This window comes from Rhodococcus (subgen. Prescottella) equi (genome assembly GCF_003013675.1).
Taxonomy (GTDB): domain Bacteria; phylum Actinomycetota; class Actinomycetes; order Mycobacteriales; family Mycobacteriaceae; genus Prescottella; species Prescottella equi.
This window is the reverse complement of sequence record NZ_CP027793.1, coordinates 331,019-346,943: the sequence shown is the minus strand read 5'-3', so window position 1 is coordinate 346,943 and position 15,925 is coordinate 331,019. Positions and strand designations below refer to the sequence as shown.

General features: G+C 69.1%; 18 protein-coding genes and 1 tRNA gene. 3 read left to right on the top strand and 16 right to left on the bottom strand.

The features are described from left to right. Positions 1 to 473: 473 nt before the first annotated feature. The 7 genes from C7H75_RS01530 to C7H75_RS01500 all read right to left on the bottom strand — a co-directional run bounded on the left by C7H75_RS01530 (position 474) and on the right by C7H75_RS01500 (position 5,935). Positions 474 to 728: a DUF3618 domain-containing protein gene (locus tag C7H75_RS01530; RefSeq protein ID WP_064066966.1), complete on the bottom strand. Its 255-nt coding sequence runs from the start codon at positions 726 to 728 to the stop codon at positions 474 to 476. Beyond that, complete coding sequence (locus C7H75_RS01525) at positions 725 to 1,141, bottom strand: phage holin family protein (protein WP_013414588.1); 417 nt, start codon at positions 1,139 to 1,141, stop codon at positions 725 to 727. The genes C7H75_RS01530 and C7H75_RS01525 overlap by 4 nt, the downstream gene beginning before the upstream one ends. Further along, positions 1,134 to 2,222 (bottom strand): YihY/virulence factor BrkB family protein, encoded by a 1,089-nt coding sequence (locus C7H75_RS01520; RefSeq protein WP_013414587.1) that lies wholly within the window; start codon positions 2,220 to 2,222, stop codon positions 1,134 to 1,136. Before C7H75_RS01520 ends, C7H75_RS01525 begins: the two co-directional genes overlap by 8 nt. Before the next feature lie 44 nt (positions 2,223 to 2,266). Then, the gene (locus C7H75_RS01515) at positions 2,267 to 3,142 is read right to left on the bottom strand and encodes a glycosyltransferase family 2 protein (RefSeq protein ID WP_106850860.1); all 876 of its coding nucleotides are present in this window, start codon (positions 3,140 to 3,142) and stop codon (positions 2,267 to 2,269) included. A 65-nt stretch (positions 3,143 to 3,207) separates the two neighbouring features. Beyond that, positions 3,208 to 3,879: an HAD family hydrolase gene (locus C7H75_RS01510; protein ID WP_022593553.1), complete on the bottom strand. Its 672-nt coding sequence runs from the start codon at positions 3,877 to 3,879 to the stop codon at positions 3,208 to 3,210. Positions 3,880 to 3,893: 14 nt separating this feature from the next. Further along, positions 3,894 to 5,237, bottom strand: coding sequence for a DUF2254 domain-containing protein (locus C7H75_RS01505; protein WP_175271895.1), 1,344 nt, complete (start codon positions 5,235 to 5,237; stop codon positions 3,894 to 3,896). Between the two features lie 77 nt (positions 5,238 to 5,314). Then, entirely contained in the window at positions 5,315 to 5,935 is a 621-nt protein-coding gene (locus C7H75_RS01500; protein ID WP_022593549.1) for a helix-turn-helix domain-containing protein, read from the bottom strand. Between the two features lie 91 nt (positions 5,936 to 6,026). On the opposite strand from C7H75_RS01500, the gene C7H75_RS01495 reads away from it, so the two are divergent. Continuing rightward, a complete protein-coding gene (locus C7H75_RS01495; RefSeq protein ID WP_106850859.1) occupies positions 6,027 to 6,524 on the top strand; it encodes a DinB family protein in 498 nt (165 codons plus the stop codon). Between the two features lie 20 nt (positions 6,525 to 6,544). Here C7H75_RS01495 and C7H75_RS01490 read toward each other — a convergent pair whose 3' ends face one another. The 7 genes from C7H75_RS01490 to C7H75_RS01460 form a co-directional block, all read right to left on the bottom strand. Beyond that, entirely contained in the window at positions 6,545 to 6,961 is a 417-nt protein-coding gene (locus tag C7H75_RS01490; RefSeq protein ID WP_005516182.1) for a GlcG/HbpS family heme-binding protein, read from the bottom strand. A gap of 37 nt (positions 6,962 to 6,998) precedes the next feature. Then, positions 6,999 to 8,783 (bottom strand): flavin-containing monooxygenase, encoded by a 1,785-nt coding sequence (locus C7H75_RS01485; protein WP_106850858.1) that lies wholly within the window; start codon positions 8,781 to 8,783, stop codon positions 6,999 to 7,001. A 16-nt stretch (positions 8,784 to 8,799) separates the two neighbouring features. Beyond that, positions 8,800 to 9,642: a mycofactocin-coupled SDR family oxidoreductase gene (locus C7H75_RS01480; protein WP_005516186.1), complete on the bottom strand. Its 843-nt coding sequence runs from the start codon at positions 9,640 to 9,642 to the stop codon at positions 8,800 to 8,802. Positions 9,643 to 10,131: 489 nt separating this feature from the next. Next, positions 10,132 to 10,222: transfer RNA gene (locus tag C7H75_RS01475), tRNA-Ser, on the bottom strand. A 51-nt stretch (positions 10,223 to 10,273) separates the two neighbouring features. Then, on the bottom strand, positions 10,274 to 10,471 hold the full coding sequence (locus tag C7H75_RS01470) for a CsbD family protein (protein ID WP_005516188.1): 198 nt from the start codon (positions 10,469 to 10,471) through the stop codon (positions 10,274 to 10,276). A gap of 145 nt (positions 10,472 to 10,616) precedes the next feature. Next, on the bottom strand, positions 10,617 to 11,075 hold the full coding sequence (locus tag C7H75_RS01465) for a nucleoside deaminase (RefSeq protein WP_005516189.1): 459 nt from the start codon (positions 11,073 to 11,075) through the stop codon (positions 10,617 to 10,619). Between the two features lie 16 nt (positions 11,076 to 11,091). Next, positions 11,092 to 11,631, bottom strand: coding sequence for a tRNA adenosine deaminase-associated protein (locus C7H75_RS01460; protein ID WP_005516190.1), 540 nt, complete (start codon positions 11,629 to 11,631; stop codon positions 11,092 to 11,094). Positions 11,632 to 11,680: 49 nt separating this feature from the next. On the opposite strand from C7H75_RS01460, the gene C7H75_RS01455 reads away from it, so the two are divergent. Continuing rightward, a complete protein-coding gene (locus C7H75_RS01455) occupies positions 11,681 to 12,646 on the top strand; it encodes a prephenate dehydrogenase (RefSeq protein WP_106850857.1) in 966 nt (321 codons plus the stop codon). After that, positions 12,643 to 13,989, top strand: a complete 1,347-nt coding sequence (locus tag C7H75_RS01450) for an amidase (RefSeq protein WP_394342292.1) — start codon at positions 12,643 to 12,645, stop codon at positions 13,987 to 13,989. Before C7H75_RS01455 ends, C7H75_RS01450 begins: the two co-directional genes overlap by 4 nt. Positions 13,990 to 14,122: 133 nt before the next feature. Here the strand turns inward: C7H75_RS01450 and C7H75_RS01445 are convergent, their stop codons facing one another. Next, positions 14,123 to 14,707, bottom strand: coding sequence for a putative glycolipid-binding domain-containing protein (locus tag C7H75_RS01445; RefSeq protein WP_080559291.1), 585 nt, complete (start codon positions 14,705 to 14,707; stop codon positions 14,123 to 14,125). 68 nt (positions 14,708 to 14,775) lie between these two features. After that, entirely contained in the window at positions 14,776 to 15,831 is a 1,056-nt protein-coding gene (locus tag C7H75_RS01440) for a hypothetical protein (protein ID WP_081188080.1), read from the bottom strand. Between the last annotated feature and the right edge of the window lie 94 nt (positions 15,832 to 15,925).

Below are 15,925 nucleotides of genomic sequence, written 5' to 3'. Positions count from 1 at the left end.
CCGGCGGGTGGACGTCCCGCTTGCAGGTTCGACCTCTCGAGGGCTCCGAACATCGTGCTACGCGGCCCGCCAGGCTGCGGCCCGAGGTCACCACCACATCCGCACCGTCGCTCACGACGGACGAATATCACCGCGAACTGCGCCCGGACTGGGGAATGACCGAAATCGAATGCGAGGGAGACGTCGCCTTCCGTGCCCGAGACCATCGCCGATGGAACCCCGCCGTGAAACCGAACCAAAAGGTTGATAAGTTTCGAGCCGTCCATTCGGTTCAGTTCCACTGTCATACAGGGAGTATCGAAATGCTGAGTGTCAACGATCTCTTCGCCGTCATCCTCAACCTGGGTCTGCGCGTCGGCTCCGCCGGCTTCCAGCTGAACACCTCCGTGGAGAACCCGGTCTAAGCTTCCGACCTCGGATTCACGGCACTGGGCCCCCGGCGAGATCGCCGGGGGCCCAGCTGTACGGCCGGTTCAGTGCCGCCGTCGGCGTCTCCTGCGCACAGCGCCCAGGAAGATCAGCACGACGCCCACACCGGCCACGACGGCCAGGGCAGGTGCTCTCCGGCGGGCGAGTTCGACCGCGGCGTCGGACTTCTCGTGGACCGCTACCTTGGTCCGTGCCGGCACATCCACCCGGTGGGTGAGTTCCTCGAACGTCTCGGCGAGTTCGGCGCGCTGCCGTTCGACGTCGATCTGCGATTCGTCGCTGTCTCCGGGTCCGGTCATCGCACTGTTCCTTTCACAGCTTGTACGTCGCGGCGGACGCTGTCGACGGTGTCGGCGGGCACGGGGGGTGCGGCGTTCTTGGCGCGCGCAGCGCCCACTGCGGCGAGAATTCCCCCGACGGCCAGCACCACCAGGGAGACGATCAACGCCGCCAGCCAGGGGGCGACCGCAGTCGCCAACCCCAGGATGGCGGTGGCGATGAGCGCCCCGACACCGAGATAGATCAACATCAGGCCGGCACCGGATATCCCGACACCGATTCCCATCCGGGTGCCCTTGGCCTTCACCTCTTCGACGGCGCTGGCGACTTCCGTGCGGACCAGCGTCGAGACCTGGCCGGCGAGGCGCTCGGTCAGCTGGGCTGTGGACAATTCGTGCGGGTCGGCTTCTCCAGGACCCATCGCGTCAGGCATCGTCACTTTCCTTCCCTTGTGTCGGCGAGGCCGCGGAGTGGGAGAGCCGAAGGCGGCGACCGTCCTCGACGTCCTTGCTGCGCTGTTTCTCGCGCTTCTCGATGTCGCGCGTATCGCGGGGCGGCAGTTGGATGGACTTCTCCGCGGGAAGTCCCGCCTGCAGTTCCCGGCCACGCTCGAGCTCTGCGTCGAATTCGGCCCCGAAGAGCAGCGCGAGATTGGTGATCCACAGCCACAGCAGGAACACCACCGCACCGGCCAGCGAACCGTACGTCTTGTTGTAGCTGGCGAAGTTCGACACGTACACGGCGAACAGCGCCGACGCCCCGATCCAGACGACGATCGCAATGGCCGCGCCGGGGCTGATCCAGCGGAACTTCGGCTGGGACACGTTGGGCGTCACGTAGTACAGCACCGCCACGAGGACGCCGACGACGAGGAGCAGCACCGGCCACTTGGCGATGTCCCATGCCGTCACGGCCGCGTCACCCAGTCCGAGAACGTCCCCGACGGAGCGGGCGACCGGTCCGCTGATCACCAGCATCAAGCCGGACGCGCCGACAGCCACGAGGCAGAACGCAGTCACCACGAACATGAGCGGGCGAAGCTTCCAGATCGGCCGGCCCTCTTCGATCTCGTAGATGCGGTTCATCGCCCGGGCGAAGGCGCCCACATAGCCGGAGGCCGACCACAGCGCACCGAGGACACCGATGACCAACGCGATCCCGGCGGAGGGGGCCGCGACCAGTTGCTCGACGGGCTCCCGCAGCGTGTCCACGGCATTGGTGGGGCCGAGCTGCCCGACCATCTCCATCACCGCGTCCACCGTGCGCTGCCCCTGGCCGAAGACACCGAGTAGCGACACGATCACGAGCAGCGCCGGAAACAGCGCCAGAACGGCGTAGTAGGTGAGCGCTGCGGCGAGGTCCGTGCACTGGTCGGTGCCGAACTCGCGCGCCGTCTTGCGCAACACGTACATCCAGGAACGCTTGGTGAGGTCGTCCGGTGATTCCGGCTCGACCACCTCTTCTGCCGCACGCCCGGTCGGGCGCGCGGCTTGTCGGTCGTCGCGAGCTGTCATCTTCGGGAGTTACCCGGCGGCGCCGACAGGTAAACCGACCGGGGCTACGCCACGGCGGCGGAGACCGGCATCGTGCGAGGCGGCCCGCCGAAGATCAAGCGGCGCAGAGTGAACCGTTGCCGATCCGGATCGTATGGACGGTATGCCAGGTAGGCGCCGAGGTGGGTGAACCAGTGCAGGCGCAGGAGCCGGCGGTGCTGGGGCGTCATGGCGTCGTGCCGTTCGAGGGTTTTGATACCGGCCCGCAGATAGTCCGAGAACTCGCGGGGCGGGGTCAGTGCCCGGCGGGGTGAGAGATCCGCACACAGCTCCGACAGCTGGACGATCTCGACGCCGGCGTCGCAGATGCACAGCGCCAGGTCGGCATCCTCGTGGACGTCGGAATCGACGCTCGTCGCCGACTTCACTTGTTCCCAGGTGGTGCGGCGCAGAGCCATGTTGGCGCCGTGCAGATTCCGAATCCGTTGCTCGTTGCCGAGCACACCCTTCGACACGAGGCGACGCAGGTACCAACCTTTGAGCCCCCGGTACGGCGAGTCATACGAATTACTCAGCCCGGTCACGGCACCCACCGCCTGGGTGTCGGGTCGAGCGAAGTAGTCGAGAACAATCCGCGCCCACCCTTCGCCGACGCGGGTGTCTGCGTCGATGCGGCCGAGGATGTCGCCGGTGGCGGCGTCGAAGCCGGTGTTGCGGGCGTGCACCGCGCCGGGAGTGGCCTCACGGACCAACTTGACGACGGGGTGGGACGCGGCGATCCGCTCGACGATCTCGACGGTGCGGTCGGTGGAGTTGTTGTCGACGACCAGAACCTCGTGAAGATCGTCCTCGGACCGGAGCAGCGCCTCCAAGCATGCGCCGATGTAGTTCTCCTCGTTGAAGGTGGGCACGATGACCGACAGCGAATGTGCAGACGTCATACTTCCCGTATACCGGACCCAGGGAGGTCCCGCTTGGCAACAGACCTCTGGCTCGTGGCGCCACGTCAGAGCAGGCGGCCCAACGGACTGCGGTCGAGTTCGCGGCGCAGCGCGTCGACGTCGTCGCAGCAGTGATCGGCGCCCGCCTCGGTCAGTTCCCCGCGCGAGATCCCGCCGCTCAATACACCCACGGTGGGCACCCCCAGAGCCTGGCACGCACGCATGTCCCAGACACTGTCGCCCACGAAAACTGCTCTGCCGGATTCGGTTCCGGCACGTTCGAGGGCGATCTTCACGATGGTGGGGTCGGGCTTCGCCGTGTCGACGTCCTCTCCACTCGTGACCGCGTACAGCACGGATTCACTGTCGAGCAGCCGACGCAGGATGGCCAACTCGTCAGCCGGCGCGGACGTTGCCAACACCACTCGCAGGCCACTGTCGTGCAACTGCTCGAGGATCTCCCGCGCCCCCGGCAGCAGGCGCAACTGATCCGCCTCGTTCTTGTAGAAACGCGAGTGCAGTTCGTCCACACGATCGGCGGTGGCATCGTCGATACCGGGGCACAGGTCACGGATCAGGGTGGAGCCGTCCATGCCGATGGCGCGGTGGATCCGCCACGTGGGCACGGTCAGTCCCGCGTCCACGAATGCACGGTGCCACGCGTCCGCGTGAAGGTAGTTCGAGTCGACCAGGGTGCCGTCGATATCGAAGAGCACCGCAGCTGGCAGGTTGGACATCGGATTCGCACTCCTCAGTTCGATGTGTCGTGTTCGGCCGGGTCGACGGTCGACTCGGCCACAGCGAGGAACCGCTGCAGATCCTCCGGGTGGAGCCCCGGTTCCGCGCTCACCCCGTCCACCAGCAACCGCAGCTGCCGACGCAGAGACGGGACATGTTCGCGGCGACCGCATTCGGTGACGTGGTCGATCAGCATGCGCAGCACTCGGGCGAGCGCGACGGCGACGTGCAGCTGACGCGGACACGCCTGCCGTATCTGGTCGAAGGCGTGGTCGACGTACTCAGGCGGGGACAGCAACCACGGTCGCAGGAGCGTGCGGCCGTCCCGGCCCGACACCGCGACCGGCGGCATGTCCGTGACCAGAAGCGTCCGCAGCAGACTGCCCAGCCGCAGCACCACTTCTGTGGCAGTGGTCGGGTCGTTGATCGCCGCACTCAGAGCGCGTAGCGCGATGTCGACCAGTTGACGCAGCGCGAAGTCGACGTCCTGCTGCATGGTGCGGCTGTCGGCGATATCGACCGCAGACTCGAGCCGCCGCCGCACCCGGTCGTCTCGTCGCGGGATCGGCGACACGCGCAGCAGCACCTCGCCGCGGTGGATGTACGCGCCGGTCCGCGTCTCCAGTCGCACCACGGTTGCGGCGGGGACCGCGGCGAGGATCTGCTCGGTGGGTACCTGCGTGACCCATCCGTCGCGAACCGCTCGAACGATCAACTGCGGCTTTCCTTCCGGAATGTCCGGGACCGTCGCACCCGTGGTCTCCCTCTGGGCGGCGTGGGAGGCGGCGCCGATCACGCCGTCCGCCTCGGCGGCGATGGTGCGCACGACCTCGCCGACCTGCAGCCCCCGGGCGAGCCGCCCGAGGTACGCAATGATGAGCACGACGGTGCCCACCGTGAGGATCAGCGCTGTGGTCAGCGGAATCCGCGGTGCGGGATCGGTCGCGTTGCCGCTGATGTGCCGCAACGTGAGCACACAGAAGACGAACGTGGCCACCAACATTCCGATGACCGTCTGGCTCACCCGATCACGGATGAACGAACGCATCACGCGGGGCGAGAACTGACTGCTGGCCAGTTGGAGACTGACGACGGTCAGGGAGAAGACCACGCCGGCCGTGGTGATCGTTGCGCCCGCCACGGTGCTGAGCAACCATGTCGCGCCGTTGCTGTTCATCTGCACGCCCCATCCGACGGGGCCGTCGTCGTCCAGGGCGCGATCGAGATAGGCGGTGGCTTCCGCGAGCGCCACCCCCACCGCAACGAGCACCGTCGGCAGCGCGAACAGGCTTTCCCGAAAGCGGTACCCGGCGGCGGCCAGACGCAACTGCAGCAGCGGTCGCGTAGGCCTGTCCATGCCGTCCAAGGCTATCGGCAACGGGCCGTTGCCGCGCTGCACCGCGATTCGCACTCGCATCCGGAAACCGGACGTTCCTACCCTTCCGGATTTCTCGGCGTCGGCGCCCCGCGGGTCGGCCCGAGCCGATCGGAGCGAACATGGGCCCGCACTCCGTGCATCCCGAACAGGATGAGCAACTCGACCGCGCCGCCGTCGGCACTGCCCAGCCAGTGCGGCAGGGCGGTGTCGAATTCGGCCGCCTCGCCGGCCGGCAGCGTCACGTCCCGGTCGCCGACCACCAGCCTCAGGCGTCCGTCGAGGACGTAGAGCCACTCGAATCCTTCGTGCCGCTTCGGCGCGGGCACGGGCGGCGACGGCTGCGCCGGGATCATCATCTTGAAGGCCTGCACCCCACCGGGCCGTCGGGAGAGCGGGACGAACACCATCCCGGATCGGGTGATCGGTTTCAGATGGATCCGCGGGTCTCCCGTGCGCGGCGCGCCCACGAGATCGTCCAACGGCACGTCGTAGGTGCGGGCCAGAGGGAGCAGCAACTCCAGTGTGGCCCGGCGCTGCCCGCTCTCCAAGCGGGACAGGGTGCTCTCCGACACGCCGGTCTCCGCGGCGAGCTCGGCGAGCGTGATGGCGCGCTGACGCCGCAGCGCACGCAGCCGGGGCCCGACCGCGCCGAGTACGTCCTCCGTTACGGGGTCCATCCGATCAGGTTGCCAGAACCGCAAGTTCTCGTGCCGAACCGTCCAGTGCGCGGCCAGACTGGGCGACCGAGTCAGCGACGAAGGAGAGACCATGCCGACCTCACGCATCGCGCGACGCGCCGACACCCCGCCCCCTCACGCCGGGAACAGCGAGTCCGAGACCCTGCGCGCCTTCCTCGACTACCTTCGGGCGTCCGTGCTCACCAAGGTCGAGGGTGCGCCCGAACCGCAGGTCCGGACCGCCGCGGTGCCGTCGGGCACGAATCTGCTCGGTCTGCTGAACCACCTGACGTTCGTCGAACGCTCGGTCTTCCTTGGCGAACGAGTCACCAACTGGAAGAAGACGTTTCACGTGCCGCCCACCGCTGCCGTGGCCGACGTCGCCACCCGCTACCGCAATGCCACCCGGGAAGCGAACCTCGTCCTGGACGAATGCACCGACCTCGGGGCGCCGGTCCCGCGACCGACGCCCAACGACCACGCCCCGGGTGTCCGCTGGGCGTTGACCCACATGATCGAGGAGACCGGCCGGCACGCCGGTCACGTCGACATCCTCCGCGAACTGATCGACGGCGCGACCGGACGCTGAACCGAGGGCGGGCAGCCGGATCAGCCTGCGGCCAGGCCCGCTTTCGCGTAGCTGACGTCCTCGTCGGGCTGGGCGCCGCTGACGCCGATGCCGCCGACCACGTCACCGTCCACTACGAAGGGCAGGCCACCGGGCAGGGTCGTCAGGGACTGCGCGGCCTGGCTGTCGATCAGGTCGGCGAGCGCGGGATGTGCGTCGGCGAGCCCCGAGTAGGCGGTGGTGGGGATGCCGATCAGCGCGGACGTGGCGGCCTTGGCCCGCGCCACCCCGGCGGTGAACCACGCGGCGCCGTCGTCGCGGACCACCAGCAGGTCGTGGCCACGGGTGTCCACGACGGCGACACTCACCCGGTTGCCGCCCTCCCGGGCCGCCGCGATCGCCGCGTCCGCCGCGCGCCTCGCGGTCTCCAGATCGAGCCGTGCCTGCTTGCCTGTCATCGAACGTCCTCCCACTGTCGGTCCCGTCGAACCTCGATCAAACACGACAGCCGAGCGCGGGCAGGTCGACGCCCGCCAGGTCCGCCTGGATCTGCAGCGCCAGGTACTTGCTGTAATTGCGCACCAGCATGAAATTGCCGCCGTGGATCCAGAACCGGTCGTGGCCGGAGCGCCGCCACACCGAACGCAGCTCGCCCTCGTCGTCGAGCCCCCAGACCGGTCCGCAGGCGTCCGCGACCGCGTCACCGAGCACCCGGCGCGCGGTGTCGAGGATGCCGCGGAACCCGGTGGCGCACACGATGGTGTCGGCCGGGACGCGGGTGCCGTCCGACATCACCAGTCCGTCCGCGTCGAGCCGCTCGATCGTCCCGGAGACCAGCCCGATCCGACCGTCCACGATCATCGGCGAGGCACCCACGTCGATGTAGTAGCCGCCGTTGCGGGTGAGGAACAGCATCATCACGCCGGTCCCGTCCGGTCCGCCGTCGTGCGTGAAACCGCGGGCGGTGAGCCCGTCCAACATTTCGCGATCGTGCTCGGCGAGCATGCCCACACCCATCCGCAGTCCGGCGACGAACTGCGGATCCAGCCGGGCAGTGGCGGCGTCGAGCAGATCCGCGACCTCGGTGGGAATGTGCTCGGCGTACCTGCGGCGCGCCTGCCGCGCCAGCGCCTGCCCGCTGACCACGTGCGTGGGACCGCGCTGGACCAGCGTGACCTCGGCCCCGGCCTCCTGGAGGTCCTGGGCGATGTCGTGGCCGCTGTTGCCGGTACCGATCACGACCACCCGGGTACCACGTCGCGCCGGATCGGTTCGGTACGCGCTCGAATGCAGCAGTTCCCCGGCGAAATCGTCGGCACCGGGGAACGCGGGCATCACCGGTTCGGTGCCGCTGAGCCCGGTGGCCAGCACCACGTGCTGCGGGTGCAGGGTGCGCCGGGTCCCGTCGCGGTCCACGACGACGGTCCACCGCCGACGGTCCGGGTCGAATGTCGATTCCACGACCTCGGTGCTGTTCCAGACGTCGAGTTCCATCGCCCGGGAGTAGATCTCGAGCCAGTCCCCCATCTTGTCCTTGGGCGTGAACACCGGCCAGTTCGCCGGGAACGGCAGCAGCGGGAGGTGGTTCGACCAGACCGCGTCGTGCAGCACCAGCGAGTCGTACCGACTGCGCCAGTTGTCACCGACCCGATCGGACCGGTCGACCAGCAGCGTCCGCACCCCCAGCACGCCGAGCTGAGCAGCGAGGGCCAGACCCGAGTGTCCCGCGCCGATCACCAGAACGTCGGGATCGCCGTCACGGCAGTCGAGCTCACGCTCCCGGCGCGCCGACCAGTACTCGACCCGATCGGCGGGCATCTCGGTGCCCTCCGGCCGTCGGGTGCCGATCGCCGCCTCGCGCCCGGCCAGCGAGTCGAGCGCGGTGAGCAGGTTCCGGGCCCGCCACGCGCCGCCGTCGACCACCAGGCGCGCGACGCCACGCACGTGCCCGAGCCGGGTGTCGAAGCGGAACAACAGTTGGATCGAACCGGCACCGGCCGCGCCGGGGAGCAGGACCGGTGGCGCGGCCGGATCCAGCCGCTCGCCGGAGACCTGTTGTGCGCGGCCGACGTCGAGCACGGCACCGATCCTCTCGGCGCCGTGCAGGCTGCGCAGGTCGCCGGTGAAGGCCAGCAGGTCGCGCCACCACAGATCGGTGTGCAGAACCGCCTCGGCTCCCGTACCCGCACGGAGCAACTCCGCGAACCCGGTCAGCCATTGCTGCGCCACCGCTGCGACGGCGGCGTCGTCCACCTCCGGAGACTCCAATTGCATTGTCATCGAGACTCCTTCACTTTCAGCGGGTGGTGAATCCGGCGTCGACCTTGAGTTCGGTGCCGGTGACGTACCGCGCCTCCTCGGAGGCCAGGAACAGCACGGCATGAGAGACGTCCACCGGCTCCACCCACGGCACGGGGATCGCGTTGGCGCCCGCGAACAACGGGGCCACCTGTTCCTTGGAGGGGTGTTCGACGCCGGGCAGGAAGAGCCCGAAACAGCGGTCGTTGATGATCATGTCGGTGTCCGTCGCGCCCGGGTGGACGGTGTTGACCCGGATACGGTGCCCGCCGAGTTCGCCGACGAGGGTGCGCATCAGTCCGACGACGGCGTGCTTGCTGGCCCCGTAGGCGGCGGTACGAGCCGCACCCTTGAGCCCGGCGGTGGAACTGGTGATGACGATCGATCCGCCGTCACCCTGCTCGATCAGGTGCGGGATGGCGGCCTTGCACGTGTGCCAGACGCCCTTGAGGTTGACGTCGAGGACGTCGTCCCACTCGGCCTCGGTGATCCGGTGTGCGGGTTCGCCGCTGATGAAGATGCCGGCGTTCGCCACCACGACGTCGATGCGGCCCAGCTCCGCGACACCGCGGTCGACCACCGCGCGCACGGCGTCGAAATCGCGGACGTCGGCCTTCTCGGCGACGATCCGACGTCCGAGGGCCTCGACCCCGCGCACCGTCTCGGCAAGGTCCTCGGCGGTGGCGGGCGGATAGAGCGGGGTGACGGTGTCGATACCGTCCGCGATGTCGAGGGCGATGATGTCGGCGCCCTCCTCCGCCAGCCGGAGCGCGTGACTGCGCCCCTGCCCCCGGGCCGCACCGGTGACGAACGCGACCTTTCCGGCTACTCGTCCTGACATGACGCCCCTTCCACGAAACCGGCAATTCGGTCCGAAAAGTAACGTCGATCACATCGGGGCCTGCGGGAAGTTCCCGACCACCGGGACTTACCGTGTCCCGAATCACATGCGCTGTCGATCGGGTGAAGTTGACGGACTCAATCGATGCGTCAAGAACTCCGAATCACCCGCTCCTTCATCAGGTCTCGGGACGACAAGCGGAGGGCGCGGCAGCTAGCTTCATGTCGCAACCTGCCACGTTCCGGAACGGTCGACCGTTCGGTCTCGGCACTCGTTGCAGTCCAATCGCATTCGTCCAAGGGGTAATCACATGGGATCTCTGTCCGCGCTCGACCTGCTCGGCTTCGCCTTCGGCAGCTTCGTCGACCTCTTCGTCAGCGAGAACGGCTCGATGAGCGAGCTCAACCTGTTCGCGGCCCTGAGCTGACGCGCGCGACCGCCAACCGAAACAAAAGAAGCCTCCCACCTGCAAGCAGATGGGAGGCTCTTTGGCGGTGGCGGAGGGATTTGAACCCTCGGTACGGGGTTACCGTACACAGCATTTCGAGTGCTGCACCTTCGGCCGCTCGGACACGCCACCGCCGAGAACTGTACCGGAGTCAGCGTTCAGCAAGAAATCGGCTGGTCAGCACTACTTTCCGGTGAGTTTGTCCTTGACCGTCGAGGCGGCGTCCTTGACCTTTTCGCCCGCGTCCTTGACGGCGGACTGCACCTGATCGCCCTTGCCTTCGTTCTTCAGATCCTCGTCGTCGGTTGCCTTGCCGGCAGCCTCCTTGGCCTTGCCACCGAGGTCCTGAGCCTTGTTCTGGGCCTTGTCTCCGATTCCCACGAGTCACCTCCGTGAATCTGTGAATGACCATGCGGTCCCGGTGCCACACGAGCACCTACCTCCACGACACCACGATCTGCGCAATCGTGCCGGGGAACTTCGTCCGCCGAACGCCGAAAAACAGCCATTACACCTGGTCAGGACATCAACGCTGGCCCTGAAAGAAACTTTCGAGAATGCCCGCACACTCGCCCTCGAGCACCCCGCCGCGCACCTGGGGGCGATGGGTGAGTCGGCGGTCGCGCACCACGTCCCACAGCGAACCGACCGCGCCGGTCTTGGGTTCCCATGCCCCGAACACCACCCGCTCGACGCGGGCGAGCACCAGCGCACCCGCGCACATGGTGCACGGCTCCAACGTCACCGCCAGGGTCGCGCCCTCGAGACGCCAGCCGTCGCCGTGCACGCGGGCCGCCGCGCGCAGGGCCAGGATCTCGGCGTGCGCCGTCGGGTCGCCCGTGGCTTCCCGCGCGTTCGCGGCACGCGCGAGTTCGACGCCGTCCGCGTCGAACACCACGGCGCCCACCGGAACGTCGACATCCGAGGCCGCGGCCGCCGCGGACAGGGCGGCGCGGATCATCCGCTCGTCGTCTTGCAGGGTCACGCCGGACGCCGGGCGGTCAGCGGGGAAGCTTGTCGAGCGCCGCCGACAACTCCGACTCGAAACCGCAGCGCTGCGCGATCATCGTCAGCTGCTCGTCCGGGTACAGGTCGGTCTCGGCGAGAATCACACCGAGCACCGCGTCGGGCAGGCCCAGGTCGGAGAGCAGGCCGAGGTCGCCCTCCTCCCACGGCTCGACGTCGTCGAGCTCGTCCGGGTCGATGTCCGGGATCTCGACGTTGAGGGCGTCGAGGACATCGGCCGCGACGTCGTAGTCGATGGCCGCCGTCGCGTCGGAGATGAGCAGCCGAGTGCCCGCGGGCGCGGGCCGGACGATGACGAAGAACTCCTCGTCGACGTCGAGCAGACCGAACACGGCACCGGAGCTGCGAAGCTCGAGCAGTTCCTTCTCCGCGACCCGCAGACTGGTGAGCGCATCGCCCGTCAAAGGGGTGCACTTCCAGCGGCCTTCCTCACGGACGACGGCGATACCGAAGCCGTCCAGATCCTCCATCGAGCCTGCGGAGGCGCTGTTGTTGTTCGCGCGCTGTGCACCCATGCGCGCAACGGTAGCCCGCGCGGTGCCGGTAACAGAAGTCCAGCGACGAATGTGCCAACCTGATGTGGTGTCTGATGCCGTCTCCGCACCGCCCGTCTGCATTCTCGGCCTGGGTTTGATCGGTGGATCGCTGCTCCGCGCGGCCGTCGCCGCCGGCCGCGACGGCTGGGGATGGAACCGGTCCGCACCCACCGTCGGCGCCGCACGCGCCGACGGGTTCGACGCCGACACCGACCTGACCGCGGTGCTGCGCCGAGCCCGGGCCGCGCGCGCCCTGATCGTGGTCGCGGTGCCGATGCCGGCCGTCGACGCGACGCTCGCGGCCATCGCCGAGCACGCCCCCGACTGTCCGGTCACCGACGTCGTCAGCGTCAAGGCCGAGGTGGCCGCGGCGGTCGCCCGGCACGGTCTGCAGGACCGGTTCGTCGGCGGGCATCCGATGGCCGGAACCAGCGAGTCCGGGTGGGAGGCCGGCGACGCCGAACTGTTCCGCGACGCGGTGTGGGTGGTGAGCGCCGACGACGGGGTGGACCCGCAGGTGTGGTCGCAGGTGGTGCGGCTGGCGCTGGACTGCGGGTCGGTGGTGGTGCCCGCCGAGTCCGTCGAGCACGACGCCGCCGCCGCACGGATCTCGCACCTGCCGCACGTGCTGGCCGAGGCGCTCGCGCTGTCCGGCGCGGCCGGCGGCGATCTGGCGCTGGGACTGGCCGCCGGGTCGTTCCGCGACGGCACCCGCGTGGCCGGCAGCGCGCCGGCCCTGGTGCGGGCGATGTGCGAGGGCAACCGGGACGCGCTGCTGAACGCGCTGGACGAGACGCTGGACGTCCTCACCCGGGCGCGCGCCGAACTGGCCGATCACGGCACCCTGGCGGGGCTCGTCGGGCCCGGCTTCGAGGCCCGTCGCCGCTACGAGGACCGCGAACGCTGGACGATCACCGGCATCGAACCCGGGTCCGAGAACTGGCGCGAGCGACTGCGCGACGCCGGACGCCGCGGCGGGATGTTGCGGCCGTGAGCATGCCGACGCTGCGGGACGTCGCCCAGTTGCTCGCCAAGAACGAGATGTCCGCCACCGAACACGTCCGCGCGACGCTCGACGCCCTCGACGGGCTGCTCGGCACGCCGTGGGAGAACCTTGTCGCGGCCCGCAACGACGACGCCGCGCTCGCCGCCGCGACGCGGGCGGACGAGGCGATCGCCGCCGGCGACTGGATCGGCCCGCTGCACGGCATCGCGGTGGCCGTGAAGGACAACATCGACGTCGCCGGGATGCCCACGCGCTGCGGTAGCGCGGTACTCGCCGACGCCCCGCCGGCCGCGAACGACGCCCGGATCGTCGCGCGCCTGCGGGAAGCCGGCGCGATCGTCGTCGCCAAGACGCACCTGCACGAGTTCGCGTACGGCCCGACGGGCGCGATCAACGCCTCCGGTCCGGCCGCACACCCGCACGACCCGAACCTCGTCCCGGGCGGCTCGTCGTCGGGGTCGGCGGCACTGGTCGCCAAGGGCGTCGTCCCAATCGCGATCGGCACCGACACCGGCTGCAGCACAAGAACTCCCGCGTCGCTGTGCGGCATCGTCGGGATGAAGCCGAGCTTCGACGCGCTCCCCACGTCGGGGGCGTTCCCGCTGTCGACGACGTTCGACCACATCGGTCTACTGGCCGCCGACGTGCTGGACGTCTCGCTCGCGTGGGGTGCACTGCCCGGCATCGCGCACGTGCGTACCCCGGTCGCCGGTTTGCGGGTGGGCCGGCTGCGCGGCGCCAACTGGGACGTGGCGGATCCGGCGATCGCGGCCGCCGTCGACGCCGCCTGCCGGGCGCTGGTGGACGCGGGCGCCGAGGTACTGGACGTCGAACTGCCCGAGACCGAGCAGTTCCTCGCGGCGTACCCGATCATCACGGGTTCGGAGGCGTACGAGACGCACCGGCAGTGGTTCGAGCACGCACCCGAGCGGTATCAACCGGCCACCGCCGCGCTGCTTGACGCACAGAAGGATCGCCCCGCCGTCGAGTACCTGCACGCCGCCCGCACCATCGAACGCCTTCGCCGCCAAGCGCTTTCCCGGCTTCGCGGCGAGCTGGGGCTGGACGCACTGGTCACCGCGACCACCCCTCTGCGTGCGGTCTCCCAGGAGCAGGCGCTCTCGGCGGATCCGGCGGTGGCCCGAACCCCGTTGCTGCGCATGTGCATCCCGTTCAACGCGCTCGGCATTCCGGCCATCTCGGTACCGGCACCGGGGGTGGAGGGCGATCCGATCGGGATCCAGGTGATCGGGCTGCCGACCACGGCCGGCGGGCACGGGTCGCACCCCGCGGAGTCCGCGGCCCTGGCCTGCGCGCTCGCGGTGGGCTGACCTCTCGCCCGTCAGGCGGATCACACCCCCTTTGCAGGGTTCACACACGCTCTCGGCAGCGAACACATGTGTGAACCGGGGAACCCGTGTGTGATTCCGACGGAAAGCGACTGTGCCGCGGCGGGGTGACCCGTCAGATCCGTTCGGCCAGTCCCGGGTAGTCGAGCACGAAACCGTCCGCGTCGACCTTGATGGACGACGACGACACCGGCGAGAGCACATGGATGCCGTCGGCGCCGCTGCTGTAGGTGAGCGAGGCCTCCTGCACCGCGAGGTCGGGCAGATTGACGTACACGACGGGGACCTGGATGTCCTCGGACTCGTGCTGCAGGCCGAAGCGGCGGATGGGCAGGGTGTTGAAGAACGGGCTCAGCACGACGTCGACGTCCTTGGCTCCGGCGAATCCGGACCGCAGGTGCGTGGTGCCGGTCTCGACCATCCAGACGCCCTCCTCGTCGCGGCTGATCGACATGTGCCGCTCCCCCGCGGCGAGGGCGGTGTGCAGCGACAGTCGGCGGGTGACCCCGTTCTCGTCGGTCACCAGGTCGTAGGACGCGCTGAACGCGGGATGTTCGGGGCACGCGCCACCGACGATGCGGCCCGTGGCCTTGATCCGGTTCCCGCTCATCTGCACGCGCACGGACTCCATGCGGGGCGCGGAGTGGGCACGCCACGTCAGAACGGCAGGCCAGTGCGACGCAGGACTCGGATTGCTCACGGCTTCTACGTTAGGCGACGACGGCCGTCCAGGCGGGGACGGCGGGTGAGATTGGTTCGCCCGCGTCGTCATTCGGACAATTCGACCTGTTCGCGTTCGAGGACCGAGATGCGGCGCGAGAACACCACCAGCGCGCTCAGGCCCACCGCGACGTTGATGAGCGCGCCGAACTCCTCGGCGACGAAGTTGAAGATCTCCGTCAGCAGGATCGTCACGAGCGCCGCGATCCGGAGCATCCGCACCGGCCAGATCCGGCCGCCGCGCAGTCGGGCAATCGCGACCCAGCACAGCACGAACGCGACGGTCGACCCGCACATCTGACCGATCGTGGTGATGTCGGTGCCGGTACCGCCCTCGAGATCCTCGGCGAGCGTGACGATCGCATTGACCACGCCGGCCGTGGAGAACAGGGCGAGAGCGACCGCCGCAACCCACACCGCGCGCGGGCCGTCGAACACTCGGGAGAGGTGCACGCGCAGCCACGTTCCGGTGGCGTCGAGCCGCCCGTTGCGGCGCGGCGCGCACCGCGACAGCAGGTCCTCGACGCCCGCGATCGCGCCCGGGTCGACGCCCGCCGCCGCAGCCCGCCGCAACTGCCGCCGCGCCCGCGCGAGACGCTCCGGGGTGAGGCCGTGGATCAGGCCGTCCGCTGCGGTGCCGGCGGCATTGGCGAGGTCTTCCGCCGCGGACTGCGTGCGGTTGTCGTGGATCCAGCGGTTGACCAACAGCAGCGCCACGACGACGACGTACATGATCGCGACGGAGGGCTGGAAGAAGTAGTCGTTGGTCTGGGTGACGAATTTGCCGACCTCGTCGAGGAACAGCCCGAAACCGATGCCGCCGGCCACCACCGCGACCATCCGCGGCAGCGCGCCCAGGAACGAGAAGACCACCACGAGCGCGACGACCATGCCGAGGCCGCCCCACAGCGCGTGCGCGATGTGCAGCGTGGAACCACCGATCTGGGGGTACCCCGTCGCGTGCAGGTAGGCGCGTGTGACGAGGATCGTGAGGATCCCGATGACGACGAACGCCTCGACCAACGCACCGGCCTGGGCATCACGCAACAGTCTCGGATTCCGAACCCTGGACGCCCGTTCGGGTGGCGTGCTGATTGTCGCCATGCGGCGCAAACCCTTTCGGTCGTCGTCGACGGCCGGCGCCGGCGACGGGGTACGAAGACTCTTTACATTCCCTCACGGTGGCCGCAAGGTTGAG